Source organism: Cohnella ginsengisoli, from assembly GCF_029525555.1.
In the GTDB taxonomy this organism is placed as follows: Bacteria; Bacillota; Bacilli; order Paenibacillales; family Paenibacillaceae; genus Cohnella; species Cohnella ginsengisoli.
The window spans coordinates 1,338,679-1,357,654 of sequence record NZ_JAPDHZ010000003.1 but is presented as its reverse complement, the minus strand read 5'-3'; the positions used below and the strand labels follow the sequence as shown (position 1 = coordinate 1,357,654).

Annotated in this window: 12 protein-coding genes and 1 pseudogene; 11 read left to right on the top strand and 2 right to left on the bottom strand. The window is 63.2% G+C overall.

The features are described 5' to 3' along the window. The first annotated feature begins 42 nt into the window (after positions 1-42). From OMP38_RS17500 to OMP38_RS17485, 4 genes and pseudogenes are all read left to right on the top strand, one after another. Positions 43-2,593, top strand: a pseudogene (locus OMP38_RS17500) (heavy metal translocating P-type ATPase). A gap of 293 nt (positions 2,594-2,886) precedes the next feature. After that, entirely contained in the window at positions 2,887-3,657 is a 771-nt protein-coding gene (gene pxpB / locus OMP38_RS17495) for a 5-oxoprolinase subunit PxpB (RefSeq protein WP_277566270.1), read from the top strand. Continuing rightward, a complete protein-coding gene (locus OMP38_RS17490; protein WP_277566269.1) occupies positions 3,654-4,676 on the top strand; it encodes a 5-oxoprolinase subunit C family protein in 1,023 nt (340 codons plus the stop codon). The genes pxpB and OMP38_RS17490 overlap by 4 nt, the downstream gene beginning before the upstream one ends. Before the next feature lie 86 nt (positions 4,677-4,762). Then, on the top strand, positions 4,763-5,551 hold the full coding sequence (locus OMP38_RS17485; protein WP_277566268.1) for a LamB/YcsF family protein: 789 nt from the start codon (positions 4,763-4,765) through the stop codon (positions 5,549-5,551). A gap of 304 nt (positions 5,552-5,855) precedes the next feature. Here the strand turns inward: OMP38_RS17485 and lacZ are convergent, their stop codons facing one another. Further along, positions 5,856-9,014, bottom strand: coding sequence for a beta-galactosidase, LacZ type (gene lacZ / locus OMP38_RS17480; protein WP_277566267.1), 3,159 nt, complete (start codon positions 9,012-9,014; stop codon positions 5,856-5,858). Positions 9,015-9,132: 118 nt separating this feature from the next. Here lacZ and OMP38_RS17475 point away from each other — a divergent pair, with 118 nt between their 5' ends. Then, entirely contained in the window at positions 9,133-9,957 is an 825-nt protein-coding gene (locus tag OMP38_RS17475; protein WP_277566266.1) for a helix-turn-helix transcriptional regulator, read from the top strand. Between the two features lie 114 nt (positions 9,958-10,071). Continuing rightward, complete coding sequence (locus OMP38_RS17470) at positions 10,072-10,950, top strand: hypothetical protein (RefSeq protein ID WP_277566265.1); 879 nt, start codon at positions 10,072-10,074, stop codon at positions 10,948-10,950. A gap of 25 nt (positions 10,951-10,975) precedes the next feature. Here OMP38_RS17470 and OMP38_RS17465 read toward each other — a convergent pair whose 3' ends face one another. Continuing rightward, a complete protein-coding gene (locus tag OMP38_RS17465; protein ID WP_277566264.1) occupies positions 10,976-11,611 on the bottom strand; it encodes a TetR/AcrR family transcriptional regulator in 636 nt (211 codons plus the stop codon). Positions 11,612-11,772: 161 nt separating this feature from the next. Here OMP38_RS17465 and OMP38_RS17460 point away from each other — a divergent pair, with 161 nt between their 5' ends. The 5 genes from OMP38_RS17460 (at position 11,773) to OMP38_RS17440 (ending at position 18,902) form a co-directional block, all read left to right on the top strand. Continuing rightward, the gene (locus OMP38_RS17460) at positions 11,773-12,738 is read left to right on the top strand and encodes an NADP-dependent oxidoreductase (protein ID WP_277566263.1); all 966 of its coding nucleotides are present in this window, start codon (positions 11,773-11,775) and stop codon (positions 12,736-12,738) included. Between the two features lie 228 nt (positions 12,739-12,966). Next, positions 12,967-13,296: a zinc-binding metallopeptidase family protein gene (locus OMP38_RS17455; protein ID WP_277566262.1), complete on the top strand. Its 330-nt coding sequence runs from the start codon at positions 12,967-12,969 to the stop codon at positions 13,294-13,296. Continuing rightward, on the top strand, positions 13,277-14,311 hold the full coding sequence (locus OMP38_RS17450) for a M20 metallopeptidase family protein (protein WP_277566261.1): 1,035 nt from the start codon (positions 13,277-13,279) through the stop codon (positions 14,309-14,311). Before OMP38_RS17455 ends, OMP38_RS17450 begins: the two co-directional genes overlap by 20 nt. A gap of 723 nt (positions 14,312-15,034) precedes the next feature. Beyond that, a complete protein-coding gene (locus tag OMP38_RS17445; protein WP_277566260.1) occupies positions 15,035-17,044 on the top strand; it encodes a glycoside hydrolase family 9 protein in 2,010 nt (669 codons plus the stop codon). Beyond that, positions 16,944-18,902, top strand: coding sequence for a fibronectin type III domain-containing protein (locus OMP38_RS17440; RefSeq protein WP_338130582.1), 1,959 nt, complete (start codon positions 16,944-16,946; stop codon positions 18,900-18,902). The genes OMP38_RS17445 and OMP38_RS17440 overlap by 101 nt, the downstream gene beginning before the upstream one ends. Positions 18,903-18,976 lie beyond the last annotated feature (74 nt).

The window sequence follows — 18,976 nt, the reverse complement described above, 5'->3', positions numbered from 1 at the left end:
TTTTCTTATGGCTTTCGATATAGGGTTGGGGGGTATCGTAAAATGGATTCTAAACAGCAAGGCACGGCACAGGCGACGTTGGCGATCGCGGGCATGACCTGCGCGGCTTGCGCGAACCGCATCGAAAAAGGCCTCGGCAAGCTCGAAGGCGTCGACGCCGCCAATGTTAACTTCGCGCTGGAGAAGGCAAGCGTCAGCTACGACCCGTCGCGCGTCGGCGTCGATGCGATGGAGGAAACGATCCGCAAGCTGGGCTACGATACCGTGAAGGAGACGGCGGACTTCGTCATCGAGGGCATGACCTGCGCGGCCTGCGCCGCCCGGATCGAAAAGGGACTCGGCAAGTTGCCCGGCGTCAGCGCCGCGTCCGTGAATCTCGCGCTGGAGACCGCGCGGGTCGAATACGTGCCGGGAGCGGTATCGTCAGCCGATATGCAAAGGAAGGTCGAGCAGCTCGGCTACAAGGCGACGTTAAAGAAGGACCAGGGGGATGCCGCAGGAGCGGACCGCCGGGCTGTCGAACGAAGCCGCCAACTGCGCAAGCTGCTGATCTCCGCCGCGTTGTCTTTGCCGCTGCTCTGGAGCATGGTCGGCCATTTTTCGTTCACCTCGTGGATCTACGTGCCGGAGCTGTTCATGAATCCTTGGTTCCAGCTGGTCTTGGCTACGCCGGTTCAGTTCTATATCGGCCGCGGCTTCTACGTTGGCGCATACAAAGCGCTGCGGAACGGCAGCGCGAACATGGACGTCCTCGTCTCGCTGGGCACGTCGGCCGCTTACTTCTACAGCCTGTACCTGACGATCGACTGGTCGTCTTCGGGGATGGGCGTCCATCACGCGCCGTCGCTTTACTTCGAGACGAGCTCGATTCTGATCACGTTGGTGTTGCTCGGCAAATGGTTCGAGCGGCTGGCCAAAGGCCGTACGTCCGAGGCGATCAAGTCGCTGATGGGCTTGCAGGCCAAAACGGCCCTGGTCGTAAGGGACGGCGCGGAGCGCTCGATTCCGGTCGAAGAAGTCGTGCGCGGGGACGTCGTCCTCGTGCGACCGGGCGAGAAGGTGCCGGTCGACGGCGAAGTGCTCGAAGGCGAATCGTCCGTCGACGAATCGATGCTGACGGGGGAGAGCTTGCCGGTCGGCAAAAAGGCCGGCGATGCGGTCATCGGCGCGACCATCAACAAGAACGGGCGGCTGCGCGTCCGCGCGACCAAAGTCGGCAAAGACTCGGCGCTCGCGCAGATCGTCAAGATCGTCGAGGAAGCGCAAGGCTCGAAGGCGCCGATCCAACGGGTGGCGGACGCGATCTCCGGCATATTCGTGCCGATCGTGGTCGGCATCGCGGTCGCGGCATTCCTCGTCTGGTACTTCTTCGTGCAGCCTTGGGACTTCGCCGGGGCGCTGGAAAAAGCGATCGCGGTCCTCGTCATCGCCTGTCCTTGCGCGCTCGGCTTGGCGACGCCGACTTCGATCATGGCCGGCTCGGGCCGCGCGGCCGAATTCGGCATCCTGTTCAAGGGCGGCGAGCATCTGGAGACGACGCAGGGCATCGACACGGTCGTGCTGGATAAGACAGGTACCGTCACGAAGGGCAAGCCGGAATTGACGGACGTGCTGGTCGCGGACGAAGCGGACGTACGGAGCGGCATGAAGGGCACAGACCTCGCGGTGGCGTTGCTGAGCGAAGGGGATAAGACCTGGAAAGAGGCGACTGGGGTTCTGAGCGAGGGGGATAAAGTCGCCCGGTTGCTGAGACTCGTCGGCGCGGCGGAAAAAAACTCCGAGCATCCGCTCGCGGAAGCGATCGTAGCGGGCGTTCGGGAACGGGGAATCGCCATTCCTGAAGCCGCGTCCTTCGAGGCGATGCCGGGCTACGGCGTGCTCGCGGTCGTAGAGGGCAAGCGGGTACTGGTCGGCACGCGGCGCCTGCTGGAGCGCGAGGGCGCGACGATTGGCGCGGCGGCATCGGAGGCGATGACGCGGCTTGAAGAAGCGGGCAAAACCGCGATGCTCGCGGCGATCGACGGCCGCTACGCGGGAACGATCGCGGTGGCGGATACGGTGAAGGATACTTCCGCGGCGGCCGTCGCCCGTCTCCGGGCCATGGGCATCGAAGTCGTCATGATCACGGGCGACAACGCCCGCACGGCGGCGGCGATCGCGGGCCAGGCGGGCATCCCCCCGCGTGCTGGCCGAGGTGCTGCCGGAGGGCAAGGCGGCGGAGGTGAAAAAGCTGCAGGCGGCGGGCCGGAAGGTCGCGATGGTCGGCGACGGCATCAACGACGCGCCGGCGCTCGCTACCGCCGACGTGGGCATGGCGGTGGGCACGGGGACGGACGTCGCGATGGAAGCAGCCGACGTGACGCTCATGCGCGGCGACCTGGCGAGCATTCCGGACGCGATCGAGATGAGCCGGCTAACGATGCGCAACATCCGGCAAAACCTGTTCTGGGCGCTCGGCTATAATACGATCGGTATCCCGGTTGCGGCGATCGGCCTGCTCGCGCCCTGGGTCGCCGGCGCGGCGATGGCGCTCAGCTCGGTGTCCGTCGTGCTGAACGCGCTTCGGCTGCAGCGCGCGAAGCTGCGGCCGTGATCGGCAGTGAAGCCGGTTTATAAAGCAGCCGGCATACGCAGAGCCCGCCTCAATTGAAGGTGGGCTTTCGTATGTCTGCGGAAACAGCGCCGGACGCTTCTCGTCCGATCCGAAGCAGGGTCTTCGCCGAACGGACGGCGTTTGGGCGGCGATGGTCGTCGTCCGACGCCAAGATCCGCTTGCTATTTTTCGTACCTAGGATAATGATCGTAATATAGATTTAATTATGGGCTCAATCACGCGAAGTTCGGCGTTTTCATAGCGCGGGATTGATGAGGCAAGGTGATGATGAAATGAACGAATGGAGCGAAAAATACGGCAAATACGGCGTGCTAGAAGCGAAGTTGCTGCCGCTCGGCGATTCGGCGGTCACGGTGCAGTTCGGAGAAACGATCTGCCGGCAGACGCACGACCGGGTGCGGCAGCTCGCCGAGCATCTTGAAGGGCACAGGTTCGCCGGCATGATCGAGTATGTCCCTGCCTTCCTGTCCGTGACGGTATACTTCGATCCGTTCGAGGCGCTCGCGGGTCTCGGAGACGGGGCAGATCCGTCGGGGGGCGCCGATCCGCTTGCCTTGGTCGCCGGGTGGCTCGGCGATCAGCTGGCGAAGCTGGAGGACGCGCCTCAGCGCACGCCGAGCGTGACCGAGATTCCGGTTTGCTACGGCGGAGAGCTTGGTCCCGATCTGCCGGAGGTGGCGGCAGCGCACGGATTGTCGGAGGAAGAAGTGGTCGAGATTCACGCCTCCGCGGATTATCTGGTGTACATGCTCGGCTTTGCGCCGGGCTTTGCCTACCTGGGAGGATTGCCGAAGCGCATCGCGACGCCGCGCAGGCGGACGCCGCGATTATCCATACCGGCGGGGACCGTCGGCATCGCAGGGGATCAGACGGGCGTGTATCCGATCGCCACGCCGGGCGGCTGGCAGCTCATCGGCAGGACGCCCGATCCGTTGTTCCTGCCGGACGCCATGCCGCCGGCGCTGCTGCGGGCGGGGGATATCGTACGGTTCCGCCCGATCTCCCGGGCAGAATTCGATCGGCGGGAGGCGGCGCGGAGATGAGCATGATCATCCTGAAGCCCGGGCTGCTGACGACGGTTCAGGACCTCGGCCGATACGGCGCGCAGCAGTTCGGCGTTATCGTCGCCGGCGCGATGGACGCCTTCGCCCTGCGGATCTCGAACCTGTTGGTCGGCAATGACGAGAACGCGGCGGGGCTGGAGATCACGATGGTCGGACCGGAGATTTACTTTGCGGAGCGCACGCTTATCTCCGTCTGCGGCGGCGATCTGTCGCCTGTCTTGAACGATCGGGAAGTGCCGCTTTGGAAGACGGTCGTGGCGCCGGAAGGCAGCCTCCTGAGGTTCGGCCGGGTTCGGCTGGGCTGCCGCGCTTACCTGGCGGTCGCGGGCGGCGTGGACGCGCCGGTTCGAATGAACAGCCGCTCCACTTACTTGCGTGCGGGCATCGGCGGCTGGGAGGGACGCTCGCTGCAAAAGGGCGATCGGCTCCCGGTCGGCGCAGCCTCTCCGGCCAACCGCGCGCTGACGGCGCTGCTTGCCGACGAGGCGGAGGCGGACGGCGTCGCATTCAGCCGTTGGTCGGTCGCTCCGGATCTGCTCCCTTCCTATACGGCGAATCCGGAGGTGCGAGCGGTCCCCGGACAAGAGGCGGCTTTGTTCGAGAAGGATAGCGCAGTACGTTTTTTAAATGAGACCTATCAGATACGTACCGAATCCGACAGGATGGGCTACCGATTGACAGGAGAAATCCTGAGACTGCGGGAGAAACGGGAACTCGCTTCCGCTGCGGTGACTTTCGGGACGGTCCAGGTACCGCCCGACGGCCAGCCGATCGTCCTCATGGCGGACCGGCAGACGATAGGGGGCTATCCGAAGATCGCACAGGTCGCGTCCGTGGACTTGGCGCTGCTGGCCCAGGCCAACCTGGGCGAACGGATTCGGTTCCGGAGCGTCTCATGGAGAGAGGCGCAGCGGCTATACCTGATACGGGAAAACGGGATTCGAATGCTGCGCAGCGCGTTGGCACACATAAATGCCGGCGTGGACGGCAAGGTGTGAAACGATGGCGAAAGACGACAACGGCTGTACGGAGGCATGCGGCAGCGTCGCGCATGCATGGCGGCGAAAGGAAGGAGTGCTTAGCGATGAAAACGGTGGACCTGAACTGCGATCTGGGAGAAAGCTTCGGCGCCTACAAGCTGGGAAGGGACGAGGAGATGTTGAAATACGTGACATCGGCCAATATCGCCTGCGGATTCCATGCCGGCGATCCTGCGACGATGCGCCGCACGGTCCGGCTGGCGCTGGACAACGGCGTCGCGCTCGGCGCCCATCCGGGATTGCAGGATCTGATCGGCTTCGGTCGCAGGGATATGGATATCGCCCCCGACGAAGCTTATGATTTGGTCGTCTATCAGCTCGGCGCGCTATGGGGCTTCGTGAGGGCGGAAGGCGCGCGGCTTCAGCATGTGAAGGCGCACGGTTCCCTATATAACATGGCGGCGCGCCAAGCCGGACTCGCGAACGCGATCGCGGAGGCGGTCTACCGGGTCGACCCGTCGCTGATCCTGTTCGGCCTGGCGGGCAGCGAGCTGATCTTGGCTGGAGAACGCATCGGACTGCGTACGGCGAGCGAAGTGTTTTCCGACCGGACCTATCAATCCGACGGCTCGCTCACGCCCAGGCGGCTGCCCGACTCCATCATTGACGACGAAGAACGCTCGCTAGCCCAGGTGGTTCGGATGGTCGCCGACGGAATGGTGCTGACGCAGCAGCAAGTCGACGTCGCCATCCGGGCGGATACGATTTGCGTGCACGGCGACGGGACAAACGCGGTGGAGCTCGCCGGCAAAATCAGAAGCAAGCTCGTCGAAGCCGGCATCAAGGTGCAGGCGATCGGAGCGGCGCTGGCAGCTTCCGGAGAGGGAAGATGAGGCGACATTGCAAGCGGAAGCCCGCTCGCTGTGCGCCAAAGTTGATCGCGGCGCGCGGCGCAGCCGAGGAGACGGCATAAGGCGGAACGGGACGATGCAGGAATGACCTGCCGCGTCCCTTTTTTGTACGCCGTTGGTGGCGGCCCCGTCTCCGTGCGTCGAAGCTGGCTTTTGGATGAAATAAATGCCTTTTGACAGCTGTTTTGCGAGGCAATCGACGCAACGGACGCAGACTTGTCTTCGACGCAGAAAATGCCCGGCGATCGCATCGCCGGGCATTCTACATGAGCGTTAGCGCTAATAATCAAACCGGCTTAAACGTAAACCGGAACGCGTACGGCCGGTTCGCCAGCAGCGTGTAACGTTCGTGCGTAGGCGCGCCCCAGCTGTCGTCGCCGCCGACGCCCATCTGCTTGAAGTTCACGCGCACGATGGTGCCGCGGCTCGGCGGCAGCTTGTACGGGTGGTCACTCGCCTCAAGCTCGGCCGGCGACCAAGGAAGGGCGTTCAGCTCGAACGGCAGCGCGCTCTCGAAGCGCAGGCCGCGCCCGTCGTCGCCGGTCAGCTCGGCGTAGCGTACGTCGGTCTTGTTGCCGCATTCCTGCGGACGCAGGTACGGCACGAACTGCTCTGCGACCTTGCCCGCGTAACGACCCAAGCGCGCGCTGGTGCGGCGATCCCAGTAGTTCTCATGGGGACCGCGGCCGTACCAGGACACCGTGTCCAGCGCGCCGTCCAGCTCGAACATCAGGCCGAACGCCGGCAGCTCGGGCAGCGCGTCGCTGCCTGGGCTTAGCTCCTGCGTCGTCTCGACGGCGCCGTCCGGACCGATCGCGTAGCGCAGCGTGACGACGCTCGACGCATCTTCCGCGAGCCGATAGGCGGCGGTCACGACGTGCGACGCTCCCGACGCGCGCGCATCCAGTCCGACGAGCTGCAGGCTGCTGCCCGCGTCGCGCCAGATCGCGCAGCGCTCGCCCATCTTGTTGCCGCGGTCGTTGTCGGTCTCGGGCCGCCAGAAATAAGGGCGCAGCGGCGCGATGAGCAGCTCGCGACTGTCTACCGCGTAGGAGACCAGCGCGCCGGTCGTCCGGTCGAAGCGCAGCGCGAACCGTTCGCCGCTCACCGTCAGCGCGCCGCCGGACTCCGCAGCAACTACCGTAGCAGCTGCGACAGCAGCGCTTTCGCTAGCTGCGGCTGCCTGCGCGTCTACAGGCGAACCGTTGCCCGTGCTTACGGACGTTTGCGCCTTCAGCACGAACTGATCCCACGCGACCTCATGACCCGCTTCTGCCCATGCCGTATCGGCTTTCAATACGAGCGACAGCAGCAGCGTCGCTTCTCCTTCGCCCGGCAGCGCGTCCCAAGTATACGGAACGACGATCTCGGCAGTCTCGCCCGGCGCCAGCGCCAGCTCGAGCGTGCCGTTCTCGCGCGTCTCGCCGTCGATCGCGAGCTCCCAGTGAAGCGCGTATGCCGACAGGTCGGTGAACAGATGCTTGTTGCGGACGCTGAAGCGCCCTTCGCGCAGATCGACTGCCGTCCAAGACGCGTTCTGATAGCACTTTTTGACCTCGAGCAGCTTGGGCGTGACCGTGCGGTCCGCGAAGAGCAGGCCGTTGCCGCTGAAGTTGCCGTCATGCGGGGACTCGCCGAAGTCGCCGCCGTAGGCGAGGTACTCCACGCCCTCGGGCGTGCGCGTCCGGATCGCCTGGTCGACCCAGTCCCAGATGAACGCGCCCTGCAGGATGTCGTACTTGTCGAACAGTTCCCAGTACAAGTGAAGTCCGCCGCAGGAATTGCCCATCGCGTGGCTGTATTCGCACAGGATATACGGCTTCTTGGGCTTGTTCTGCGCGTAGTGTTCGACGTCCGCCGGCTTGGCGTACATCGTCGACTCGATGTCGGACGCGGCATCGTACGCTCTGTGATGGAACGTGCCCTCGTAGTGCACGAGGCGCGACGGATCGGCCTGCTTGAGGAAATCGTGCATCGCGATGAAGTTCTCGCCGCCGAACGACTCGTTGCCGAGCGACCAGATGACGATCGACGGGTGGTTCTTGTCGCGCTGCATCATCGAGTTGGCGCGGTCGAGCACGTTGTCCCGCCACTCCGGCTTGCTGCCCGGCACGTTGAATTCCTTTTCTTCCTCCTGGCCGTACTCCCAGCTGCCGTGCGTCTCGAGATTGGTCTCGTCGATGACGTACAGGCCGTATTCGTCGCACAGGTCGTACCAAACCGGCTGATTCGGATAGTGCGACGTGCGGACGGCGTTGACGTTGTGGGTTTTCATGAGCAGGATGTCGCGGACCATGTCCGCTTTGCCCAGCGCACGGCCGGTATCGCAGGAAAATTCGTGGCGGTTGACGCCTTTGAAGAGAATCCGCTCTCCGTTGATTTTCATGAGTCCGTCCTTGAGCTCGAACGCGCGGAAGCCGACTCGGCAGCCGGTCGCATGGAGCAGCGCGCCGTCGTCGCCATATAGCGACAGCACCAGCGTGTATAAATGAGGCGACTCGGCGCTCCACTTGAGCGGTGCCGTCACCGGGGCGGTCAGCGTCAGCGCGAGCACTTCCTCGGATGCGGAAGCGACGGCCAGCGAGTGCGCGGCATCCCATACGGCATGGCCGGACGCGTCGTAGAGCTGCAGGTCCAGTCGGCTCGCGTCATAGCGGTTGCCGTAGTAATTTTCCAGCTTCACGTCCACGGCCAGCACCGCGTCGCGATAGTCCGCGTCCAGCGTCGGCTTCGCGAAGAAGTCCGACACCCGCAGCGCCGGGGCGGAGTACAAGTACACGTCGCGGAAAATGCCGGACAGCCGCCAGAAATCCTGATCCTCCAGCCAGCTTGCGTCGCACCAGCGGTACACCTCGACGGCCAGCTTGTTTTCTCCTTCGGTCAGGTAGGCCGTGATGTCGAACTCCGCAGGCGTGAACGTGTCCTCGCTATAACCTGCCAGCTCGCCGTTGACCCAGACGTAGAAGGCAGACTCGACGCCTTGGAAGCTTAGAAATACGGGCTGTCCTGCCCACGAAGCGGGCACCTCGAACGAGCGGACGTAAGAGCCGACCGGGTTGTAGGCCGTAGGCGCGAACGGCGGCTTGAGCTCGGGTTCACGCTCGGCCCAAGGGTAGCGTACATTCGTATAGTGCGGGTAATCGTAGCCCTGGAACTGCCAGTGCGAAGGCACCGGCATGTCCGCCCAGCCGCTCAGGTCATAATCTGTCCGGTAAAAGTCGGCCGCGCGCTCGTCGGGCGTGTTCGCGAGGGCGAATTTCCAAGTGCCGTTCAAGGAAAGGAAATAGGGCGAGGCGGTCGGATCCCCTGCGAGAACGCCTTCGGCGGATGGAAATGCCATCATATGGGAATGCGCTTCCAACCGGTTCAGCTGGAAGACGTCGGGGTTGTTGTTCCATTCGGGATAGCCGTTGGACGGCGGGGTATATTGCAGCTTCTGACGCACTGGCAGCGCTCCTCTTCGGTGGTGTCGTTAATATATTCACATTATAGTCTCTATGATAGAGTGGTTATATAAAAGGATTTTATTCAGAACTATAAAAATATGAAACGAGCGATGCCAGTTGAGAAGCAAAATGCTGTTCTGCCGGACGGACCGGACGTCGCTGCTCCCGGTGTACGTGACTTCGATCGGTTATTGGGAGCACCAGCCGGAGACCGAGCGCGAGGACGGCTTCCCCGACTATCAGCTGCACCAGACGATTCGTGGCGCAGGCGAGTATATCGTGGAGGGGCGAACCATCCGCGTCGGTCCCGGTGAAGCGTTCGTCCTGTATCCCGGCGTCCGGCATTCGTACCGCCCCGTCTCGAAGCCGTGGGAGATGGCGTGGGTCGCGTTCAGCGGCAGGGAAGCGGGCGCGCTGCTGCATTACGCCGGTTGGCGTGCTTCGGGAGGCGGCAGGCTGGCGGAAGGAGGGCTGCTGGGACCGTTCGAGGCGATGCTCGAGGGCGATTCGCTCTCGTACGAGGCGAATCTGGAGCGATCTCATGGCCTATATGCCCTGCTGCTAGAGTTAGGACGCATGCAGACGGCAGGCAACCGGGAGCAGGACCTGAACCGTATGAAGCCGATCGTCGCTTATATCGAGGACAATCTGCACCGGGCGCTCTCGCTCGGCGAACTCGCGGAGGCTGCGGGGGTGTCGCCGCAGTATTTGTGCCGTCTGTTCCAGAAGACGGTTCAAATGCGGCCGCTGCAGTACGTCAATCTGCAGCGCATCGGACGGGCCAAGCAGCTTATGTTCGGCGCGCCGGGCAGGCGGATGCACGAGGTCGCGCGGGATGTCGGGTTCGACAACGCCAGCTACTTCGGCGCCGTGTTCAAGAAGGCGACGGGGTTCAGTCCGGAGCAGTTCAGGCGGCTGTACGGTCTGCCGGGAAACGATTGAACGCTTCCGGTGAACGGCAACTTTTAACCGTCGCGTATCGTTGAAGGGTCAAAGGGGCGATGATCGATGGAGCGACGATGCGAAGACAAGAGAAGGGGCCGGCGTATTCGCTGGATGGCTGCAGCTATTCTGCTGTCCGTGATATTTTTGTCCGCTTGTCAGTCAGGCGCGCAAAATGGAGCGGCTTCCGGCAGCAGCGCGGTAAAAGGGGGCGAAGCGTTACGGACGGAGGAAGTGGTAGCGGCCGTACCGTCGTACAAGCCGGTGCCGAGCGTCGGTCCTTCGGCCGAACCGAAGCCGGAGTTGGCGTCCCGTGTGCTGAGCGAGCGCGCCGAAGCTTCGGACATCAAGTGGATCTATATGACATGGCCCCTCCTGTCCGATTTGGCTGCGACGCTGTACCCGGATCGCGACGAAGAGCGCATCTCGCTGCTGACCGGCTGGATCGAAGCGGCGCGGCCGATCGAAGGTACCGGACTCGCCACTCCGATCAAAGACCGCAGTATGGCGGTTAACGTAGAGCTTCGGGACGGACGCCTGATCGTCGTACGGCCGGCTTGGCGCTGCACGACAACAAAGTTTGAGAAGGGCAACGTGAATTTACGCTGCGAAGATGCGGTCGATCGCGTAGTTATCGAGGATGGAGCAGCCGGATCGGAGTCGGCAGCCGTTTTCGCGGAGTCCGCCGAACTTTATCGGTTTTTAAACGAGGATTACAAGGTTTGGATGCCGTCTGTACAGAAATACGAGTATCCGGAAAAGTTGAAATTAGGGGAGGCTTTTGCGGTGAGCGGGCATGGCAGCCGTTCGCAATCGGCGACCGTGACGCTGTCGAAGGGCGACGCCGTTCTATGGACCGGAAAATCCGACGTGCGCGACGGCGAGTGGAAAGTGGCGGGCAAGCTGCCGGACGCGCTCGCTTCCGGAAAGGATTACAGCCTTAAAATCCAAACCGACGAGGGCGGAACGACCGTTTATCCCGACGTCGAGTAGAGACGCATAAGGCTGCCGATCGCGATCAATCCGGCAGCCCGCCGGGCGTCAGCGCCGCGGCGCCGCCGAGTATGACGGCAAGCAAGCGATCGGACATGTCTTCGGCCGACACGGCTTGCTTTTCGCGGGCCCATTCGTTGGCCGCCCCGAAGATCGCCCAGCTGGCCGCGGATGCCACGGTCATGGCAGGGACCGGCCAAGCTTCTGGAGGCGCGGGCACGGCTGCGAGCCACCGTCGGAACAGGGCGGCCAGCTCCTGTTGGACCGCCTGCTCGAACAGCGGATGGAACGATTCGCGCCGTCGGCAGCCGCTGTAAACATCCGCGAAGTGGTCGAGCGCGGCGGCGATCGCGAGCCGCAGGTCGCTGCGGCGCCAGCCCGCGTCCGGCCCGAGCCGGCTGCCGAGCAGCGTATGCAGCTTTTCGCGGATGATCAGATCAAGCAGGCCGTATTTGTCAGGGAAGTGGGCATAAAAAGTGCCCCGATTGACGTCCGCACGCTCGGCGATATCCCGCACCGTCACGGCCTCGAATCCCTTTTCCTCGACCAGCTCGCGGAATGACTGCTTCAGCAGTCTGACCGTCCTTCTGGAACGTCTGTCCCGTTGACTCGCAGCTGCGTTAATGCTCGTACCCCTGTCCGCATCCATGTCCGTACTCATGCCCGCGACCTCCGTTTCCCGACAATATCGGGGTTGTGTCCGTTAACGGCCGAATCGCCGTCATTGCCGATTGAACGCGATGCGTTCGGCACGCTACATTATAAGCGAGCGCGCAGTTGGCGCACAATGGAGCGGAAAGAGGGAAAAGGGATGGACAAGAAATGGACGGATATTACGGGATGACACGGATGAACGCAGTGCGCTTCCACGCATACGGCCCACCGGATACGCTGCGCTTGGAGCAGGTGGCTCGGCCGGTAGCAGGGCCGGGCGAAGTGCTCGTGCGCGTGCGCGCGTCGGGGGTCAATCCCGGAGACTGGCAGATGCGCTCGGGTTGGGCCATGGAAAAGTTCGGCTTGGCGTTAACGCTGCCGTTCACGCCGGGCTACGATCTGGCTGGCGTCGTCGAAGCGGCAGGGCCGGGAGCTGAGCGATACCGCGCCGGAGACCGCGTCTATGGAATGACGGCGACGGCAGGCGCTTACGCGGAATATGCGGCCGTTCCCGAGTCACGACTTGCGCCGCTGCCGGGGGCGCTCGACGACGAACAAGCCGCGGGCGTGCCGATGTCCGCATTCACCGCATGGACCGCCGTGCATGAGCAGGCGCTGCTCGCGCCTGGCCGGACGGCGCTGATTAACGGCGCGTCCGGCGGCGTCGGTCACTTCGCCGTGCAGTTCGCGAAGCTCGCAGGCGCTCGCGTCATCGCCGTGACGTCGGGCCGCAACCGCGCATTCGCGGAGTCGCTCGGCGCCGACAGCGTCTTTGACTATACGACGGACGATTGGAGAGAGCTCGAAGGAGCGGCGGACGCTGTCATTGATACGTTCGGCGGGGAGCGGACGGACGACCTTGTCCGGGCCGTTCGCAAGGACGGCACGCTCGTGCCAATCGGTTGGGGGCAGTACTCGGCGGAGCTGGCTGAGAACGTCGGGGCTCGCGTGCAGGCGCTGCGCATGGCGCCATTCGACGCTGACAGACTCAAGTGGATCGGAGAGCTGATCGTCACCGGAGATCTAAGGGTCGAGATAGGCGCATCGATGCCGCTCGCGGAATCGGCGAGCGCGCATGCGCTAAGCGAAAGCCGGCGGGCGCGCGGCAAAATCGTGCTTCGAACCGACGCTTAGAGGGCGGGGCTGCCTGGATATAGAAGAAGCGCGGACCGATAGAAAATTCCGATAAGCCCGCAGATTGACGCCGGGACGCCGGGGTGGTACAGTCGTGACCATATAAAACATAGTAAGCGGGTGGGAAAAATGGTTTTATCGGCTAATCCAGTGTCATCGACAGCTTCGTGCAGTCCCGAGTCGACAGGCTGGGAGCAGACGCTTCATGTGGTGCAGGGGAGTCCTGGCTTGGACGTCGACGCCGTCTGCCGCGCGATCGAGGAGCGGGAGGCGGAATGGATCTCGCTTCGGCGGGAATTTCACCGTTTTCCCGAGCTGCTGTTCGACGTCGGCAGGACGGCCGCACGCGTCGCGCAGCTGCTGCGCGAGTATGGACTGGAGGTGCAGGAGGGCGTCGGCGACCACTTCGGCAAAGGCGTCGTCGGCGTGCTGCGTGGCGGCAAGCCGGGACGGACCGTGCTGCTGCGCGCGGACATGGATGCGCTCCCGATCCGGGAGATCGAGGGCCGCGAATACGGGGCCGAGATCGAGGGGGGCGATGCATGCCTGCGGCCATGACGCGCATACGGCGATGCTGCTCGCGGCCGCTTACGGTCTAAGCCGGGAGCGCGAACGGCTGGCGGGGACGGTACGGTTCGTATTTCAGCCCGCCGAAGAGGGAGCCGCGCCGAGTCCGGTGGACGGCGAGCTGCGCAGCGGCGGACGCGATCTCGTCGAGAGCGGGGCGGCGGACGGCATCGACGCGGCATTTGCGCTGCACGTCTGGCCGGGACTGGAAACCGGCGGCTTGGCGATTCACCGGCGAGAGGCGATGGCGGCATCCTCGCATTTCCGCTTCACGTTCCGCGGACGGTCCGGCCATCATGGGGCCCCGCATCTGGCTGCGGACGCGCTGCTCATGGCCGCGCACTTCGCCGTTGAGGCGAATAGCGCCGTCGCGGTCGCGTCCGACCCGCTCGAGCCGGTGTCCTTCGCATTCGGCAAGCTGCAAGCGGGTACCGCAGGCAATGTCATCGCGGACACCGCGGAGGTGCTCGGCACCTACCGCGCCTTCAGCGATGCGACGGTGAAGCGGATCCGGTTCGTGCTCGAGCGCTGCGCGTCTGCTTGCGCCGACCGCTTCGGCGGCACCGTCGAGCCGAGCTTCCGCATGGGCAAGGCGCTGATCAACGACGCCGCCGCGGTCGAACTCGCGGCGGGTGCGGGCGCGGACGTGTTCGGCGCGGATCAGGTTCATGTGCTGGACCAGCCGAGCCTGGCCGGCGAAGACTTCGCCTACTATCTCGACAAGGCGCCCGGCGCCATGCTGCTCATCGGCGTGCGCGACGAGGCGCGGGGTATCGTCCATCCGCTCCACCATCCGTCGTTCGACCTGGACGAACGCGCGATCGCGCTCGGAGCCAAGCTGCACGCGCGGGCGGCCGTTGCTTTTTTTGGAGCGGGGCTGGGAATAAAAGAACATATAGGCTTTTATGTAGTGAAGCCGACGCAAGAAAGACCCTGCGTCGGTTTTTTTTGTTATATCGATAGATACTGCCCTCCGCATAGGAACGTGTGTGTTTCCGCCGTTTGAACGGTATCCCCTTCGCACAGGAATACACGTTTTCCACCGTTTGAACGGTATCCCCTCCGCACAGGAATACACGTTTTCCACCGTTTGAACGGTATCCCCTTCGCACAGGAATACACGTTTTCGACCGTTTGAATGGTATCCCCTCCGCACAGGAATACACGTTTTCCACCGTTTGAACGGTATCCCCTTCGCACAGGAATACACGTTTTCCACCGTTTGAACGGTATCCCCTCCGCACAGACAAACAGACAGGAAGGCTGACAGTCATCCGGCATTGCTATCGCCATTGCCCTTACCCCCGTGCACGTGTCTGTTCCCGGCGAAATGACGCAGCAAGCTTGTCCGATCCTGGGAAAAGATGACGAATCCGATGACCTGCGTAACTGTCTGAATGACAGGCAGTGGAGCTAGAATAGTCCAATCAAAACAGGGAATGCGGGGGGTTGAGGCCCGTGCCTGAGTGAAGGGGATATCGTTAAAAAAGGCAAAATCCGGCTCGCGGTACAGATGGAAATTAACGGTTCTATGCGCGATGAAGAGGGGGGAGGGGATGTCGACCGTCTAAGCGGTTGAACGGCTTGATGAGCCGACGCGCATGTCTGCGGGAGCGGCTGCAAAAGGGAACAGAGTGCCAACGCTATTATCAAGATTATTGCGAGACAATGTATGGAGGAGATCCGATGAAGATACGCAAACGCAATCAAAAAAAGCCTGTTGCTGGCCTTGTTAAGCCTATGCCTGTTCGCGGGCAGTTGGCCGGCGCCCGGGGCGAAGGCCGAAGCCGCCGTGCCCGGGGCCACCGTGCAAAAATATATCATGATCGACCAGTTCGGCTACTTGCCGGACGGAGACAAGACGGCCGTGCTCGTCGATCCGCAGGTCGGCTACAATGCCTCGGACGCTTATACGCCAGGCGGGACGCTGGAGGTGCGCCGGGTGTCCGACGATTCGGTCGCGTTCAGCGGCGCGCCGAAGGTTTGGAACGACGGAAAGACGCAGGAGAAGTCGGGCGACCGCGGCTGGTGGTTCGATTTTTCCGAAGTCACGGCGACCGGGGATTACTATATATACGATCCCGCGAACAATTTCAAATCCTATGACTTCACGATCTCGCCCGACGTCTACAAGGACGTGCTCAAGGCGGCGATCAAGACGTATTACTATCAGCGGATCGGCACGCCTCACCTGGCGCAGCATGCCGGCGCGGCTTTTGCGGACGATGCGGCGTTCGTCGGACCCTATCAGGACACGCAGGCGCGCAGCGTGCTCGACCGCAACAATGCCGCCACCGAACGCGACCTGTCGGGCGGTTGGATGGATGCGGGCGACTTCAACAAGTACGTAACTTACACGGCGCAGCCGATCAACGAGCTGCTGACGGCGTACGAGCAGAAGCCCGACATTTTCACCGACGACTACAACATTCCTGAATCCGGCAACGGCATTCCCGACGTCATCGATGAAGTGAAGTGGGAGCTGGATTGGCTGAAAAAGATGCAGGAGAGCGACGGCGGCGTACTTATGAAGGTGGGCGTCCCCTCGTCCGGCAAAATCGGCGAATTCAGCAATCCGCCGAGCAAGATTACCGTTCGCCGCTACTATCTGCCCAAGACGTCGGCGTCGACGATCGTTACGGCGCTCAACTTTGCCCATGCGGCGGTCACGCTCGGCCAGTTCCCGACGCTGCGCGGCTATGCCGACGATCTGAAGGCCCGCGCGATCAAGGCGTGGAGCTGGTACCAGAACAATCCGAAGACGGCCAACGCCGACCATGGGGAGATCGAAGCCGGCGATGCCGACATGGCGCTCGCGCAGCAGGCGCAGGTGGCGACGGTCGCGGCCGCGTACCTGTTTGCGCTGACGGGCGACCAGTCGTACCATACCTATTTTAAAACCAATTATACGACGACCTGGCCGATGTCAGACGCTTATTGGGGCCTGTACTACGGCGAGCAGGCGGACGGCGTCATGTTCTATACGACGCTGCCGAACGCCGATCCGGCCGTCCGAGCGCATATTCTGGAGCGCCGCGATCTGCACGACTTCACGCAGGCGTTCGTAGACAACGAGGATCTGTACCGCTCCTACGTGCCGGACTTCTCGTACCACTGGGGAAGCTTGCAGGTGAGAGCGCGCGCAGGCGCTTCTTCCTACGATTTCGTCCAGTACGATATCAATCCGCAGAAGCGGGACAACTTCAATAAAAAAGGCGCAAAACGTACTTCATTACTTCCACGGCGTCAATCCGCAAGCCTATACGTACCTGACGAACATGGGCGCTTACGGCGCGGAAAACTCGATCAAGGAAATCTATCACAGCTGGTTCGCGGACGGTTCGCCGTGGGACAGCGCGCCTCCGGGATTCGTGCCTGGCGGACCGAGCGAGCAATATTCGGGCAACCAATCGCCGCCGCAGGGGCAGCCTGCGCAGAAGATGTACAAAGACTGGAACGGCATCGTCATGAAATGGCCGGGCCACATGGACAATTCCTGGGAGATTACCGAGAACGGCATCTATTACCAATCGGGATATATCAAGCTGCTCGCCAAATTCGTAAGCGCGCCGGCCGCGCCGACCGAGCCGCCGGCCGCGCCGGCTGCCGTCTCCGCCGCAGCCGCGGGTACGACGTCCATGCAGGTGAGCTGGAGCCGCGCGCCGGGCGCGACGGGCTACGATATCGAGGTGAACGGCACGGTGCGGGACAACGGACCGGCGCTCTCCTTCACGCATGAGGGCCTGTTGTCGGGTACCGAGCACGCCTACCGCGTCAGAGCGAGGAATTCGCTCGGCACAAGCGACTGGAGCGCCTTGGCGACCGGCAAGACGGATGTTCCGCCGCTGCCTCCGGCTGCGCCGCCGGGTCTTAAAGCCGAGCCCACGAGCGCCTTTGCGATCGCGGTGAGCTGGGGCGAAGCCGAGCGGGCGACCAAGTACGAGCTCGAGGTAGACGGCACGGTCGTAAATGCGGCCATGCAGACGGCTTATGCGCACAAAGGGCTGGCGGCTGTCTCCACGCATACGTACAGGGTGCGCGCTTCCAACAGCGGCGGCACGAGCGGGTGGAGCGCGCCGGTAACGGCGAAGACGCCGGTCGCGCCGCCGACGAGCGTCATCGACCTCTCGCATGCCGGGACCGACGGCTACACGTTCGGCCAATCTTCCGACCAGGTAAGACGTTATCAGACGTTTGTCGCCGATTCGTATCCGGTACTGACGGGCATCGAGGTCATGCTTCGCAAGTTCGGCAATGCGGGCAACGTAACGGTATCGCTGTACGCCACGAGCGAGAGCAAGCCGACGGGCAATCCGCTGGCGACCGCGACGATCGCGGCCGGCTCGGCGAACGAAGACTTTAAGGCGCTGCCGGCGGCGCTGAAGTACAGCGGCCTGCAAAGCGGCAAAAAGTATGCAATCGTGCTCGGTCAGAGCGGCTCGGGCAACGATGGCATTTACGAATGGCTCGCCGGCGCGGATGTGAGCGGCGACTATGACTTCGGCAAGTTTACAGGCTCGGCGTATGTAGACGAGTCCAATATCGGGGACGGCTGGACGAAGCTGTACGTTGCGCAGAGCGCGGATCCGCAACCGCAGCCGCCGGCGGTGCCGACGGGTCTGACCGCGACGGCGGCGAGCAGCACGTCGATCTCGCTCGGCTGGACGGCCGTCACGGGCGCGACCGGCTATCAGGTTGAGATCGACGGGGCGGCGGCATACATTTCGACGACGGCCGCGTCGTACACGCACGGCGGTCTTGCCGCCGGCTCGACGCACGCGTACCGGGTACGTGCTGTAAATGCGGCCGGCGCAGGCGCCTGGAGCGCAGTCGCAACTGCGAAAACCGGCCAAAATCAGCCGCAGCCGCCGGCGGTGCCGACGGGTCTGACCTCAACGGCGGCAAGCAGCACGTCGATCTCGCTCGGCTGGACGGCCGTGACGGGTGCGACCGGCTATCAGATCGAGATCGACGGTTCATCGACATATGTGTCGTCGACGGGCGTGTCTTACACGCACAGCGGCCTGACGGCCGGCTCAACGCACAAGTACCGCGTGCGTGCAGTCAACGCCGCGGGCACGAGCGGTTGGACCGCATTGGTCACCGCGACGACGCCGGGGCAGTCCTCCGCGTCCGTCATCGATATTTCGCATAACGGTACGGACGGCTTCACGTTCGGCGAGACGAGCGACCAGGTCAAGCGCTATCAGACGTTCGCGGCCAACGCCAACAAGAAGCTGACGAAGGTCGAGGTCAAAGTTAAAAAGTACAACGGGCCGGCCGACCTCACCGTCAGCCTGTACGCGACAAAGGACAGCAAGCCGACGGGCAGCGCGCTCGCGACCGCGACCGTCAAAGCGTCCGCGATCGGCGAAGACTTCGCCGTCGTGAGCGCACCGCTGGCGTACAGCGGTCTTGCGAGCGGCACGACGTATGCGATCGTGCTCGGTCAATCCAAAAACTCGGACTACGCCAACTACGAGTGGAGCACGTCCGAGGTGAACGCCAGCCTGAAGTACGGCAAGTACAGCGGCGGCAAGTGGATCGACGAGTCGGGCATCGGCGACGGCTGGCTGAAGGTGTACGTCGGACAGTAAAGGTTCGGAGGGGCGTCCGGGAGATCGGACGAATCCGAAGCTGGAATGAAGCAGAGAAATTGGTGCGACATGCG

Coding starts and splice junctions, on each gene's coding strand:
- pxpB (WP_277566270.1), top strand. CDS start 2,887: ATGAACGAATGGAGCGAAAAATACGGCAAATACGGCGTGCTAGAAGCG.
- OMP38_RS17490 (WP_277566269.1), top strand. CDS start 3,654: ATGAGCATGATCATCCTGAAGCCCGGGCTGCTGACGACGGTTCAGGAC.
- OMP38_RS17485 (WP_277566268.1), top strand. CDS start 4,763: ATGAAAACGGTGGACCTGAACTGCGATCTGGGAGAAAGCTTCGGCGCC.
- OMP38_RS17470 (WP_277566265.1), top strand. CDS start 10,072: ATGGCTGCAGCTATTCTGCTGTCCGTGATATTTTTGTCCGCTTGTCAG.
- OMP38_RS17465 (WP_277566264.1), bottom strand. CDS start 11,611: ATGAGTACGGACATGGATGCGGACAGGGGTACGAGCATTAACGCAGCT.
- OMP38_RS17460 (WP_277566263.1), top strand. CDS start 11,773: ATGGACGGATATTACGGGATGACACGGATGAACGCAGTGCGCTTCCAC.
- OMP38_RS17450 (WP_277566261.1), top strand. CDS start 13,277: ATGCATGCCTGCGGCCATGACGCGCATACGGCGATGCTGCTCGCGGCC.
- OMP38_RS17440 (WP_338130582.1), top strand. CDS start 16,944: ATGCAGGTGAGCTGGAGCCGCGCGCCGGGCGCGACGGGCTACGATATC.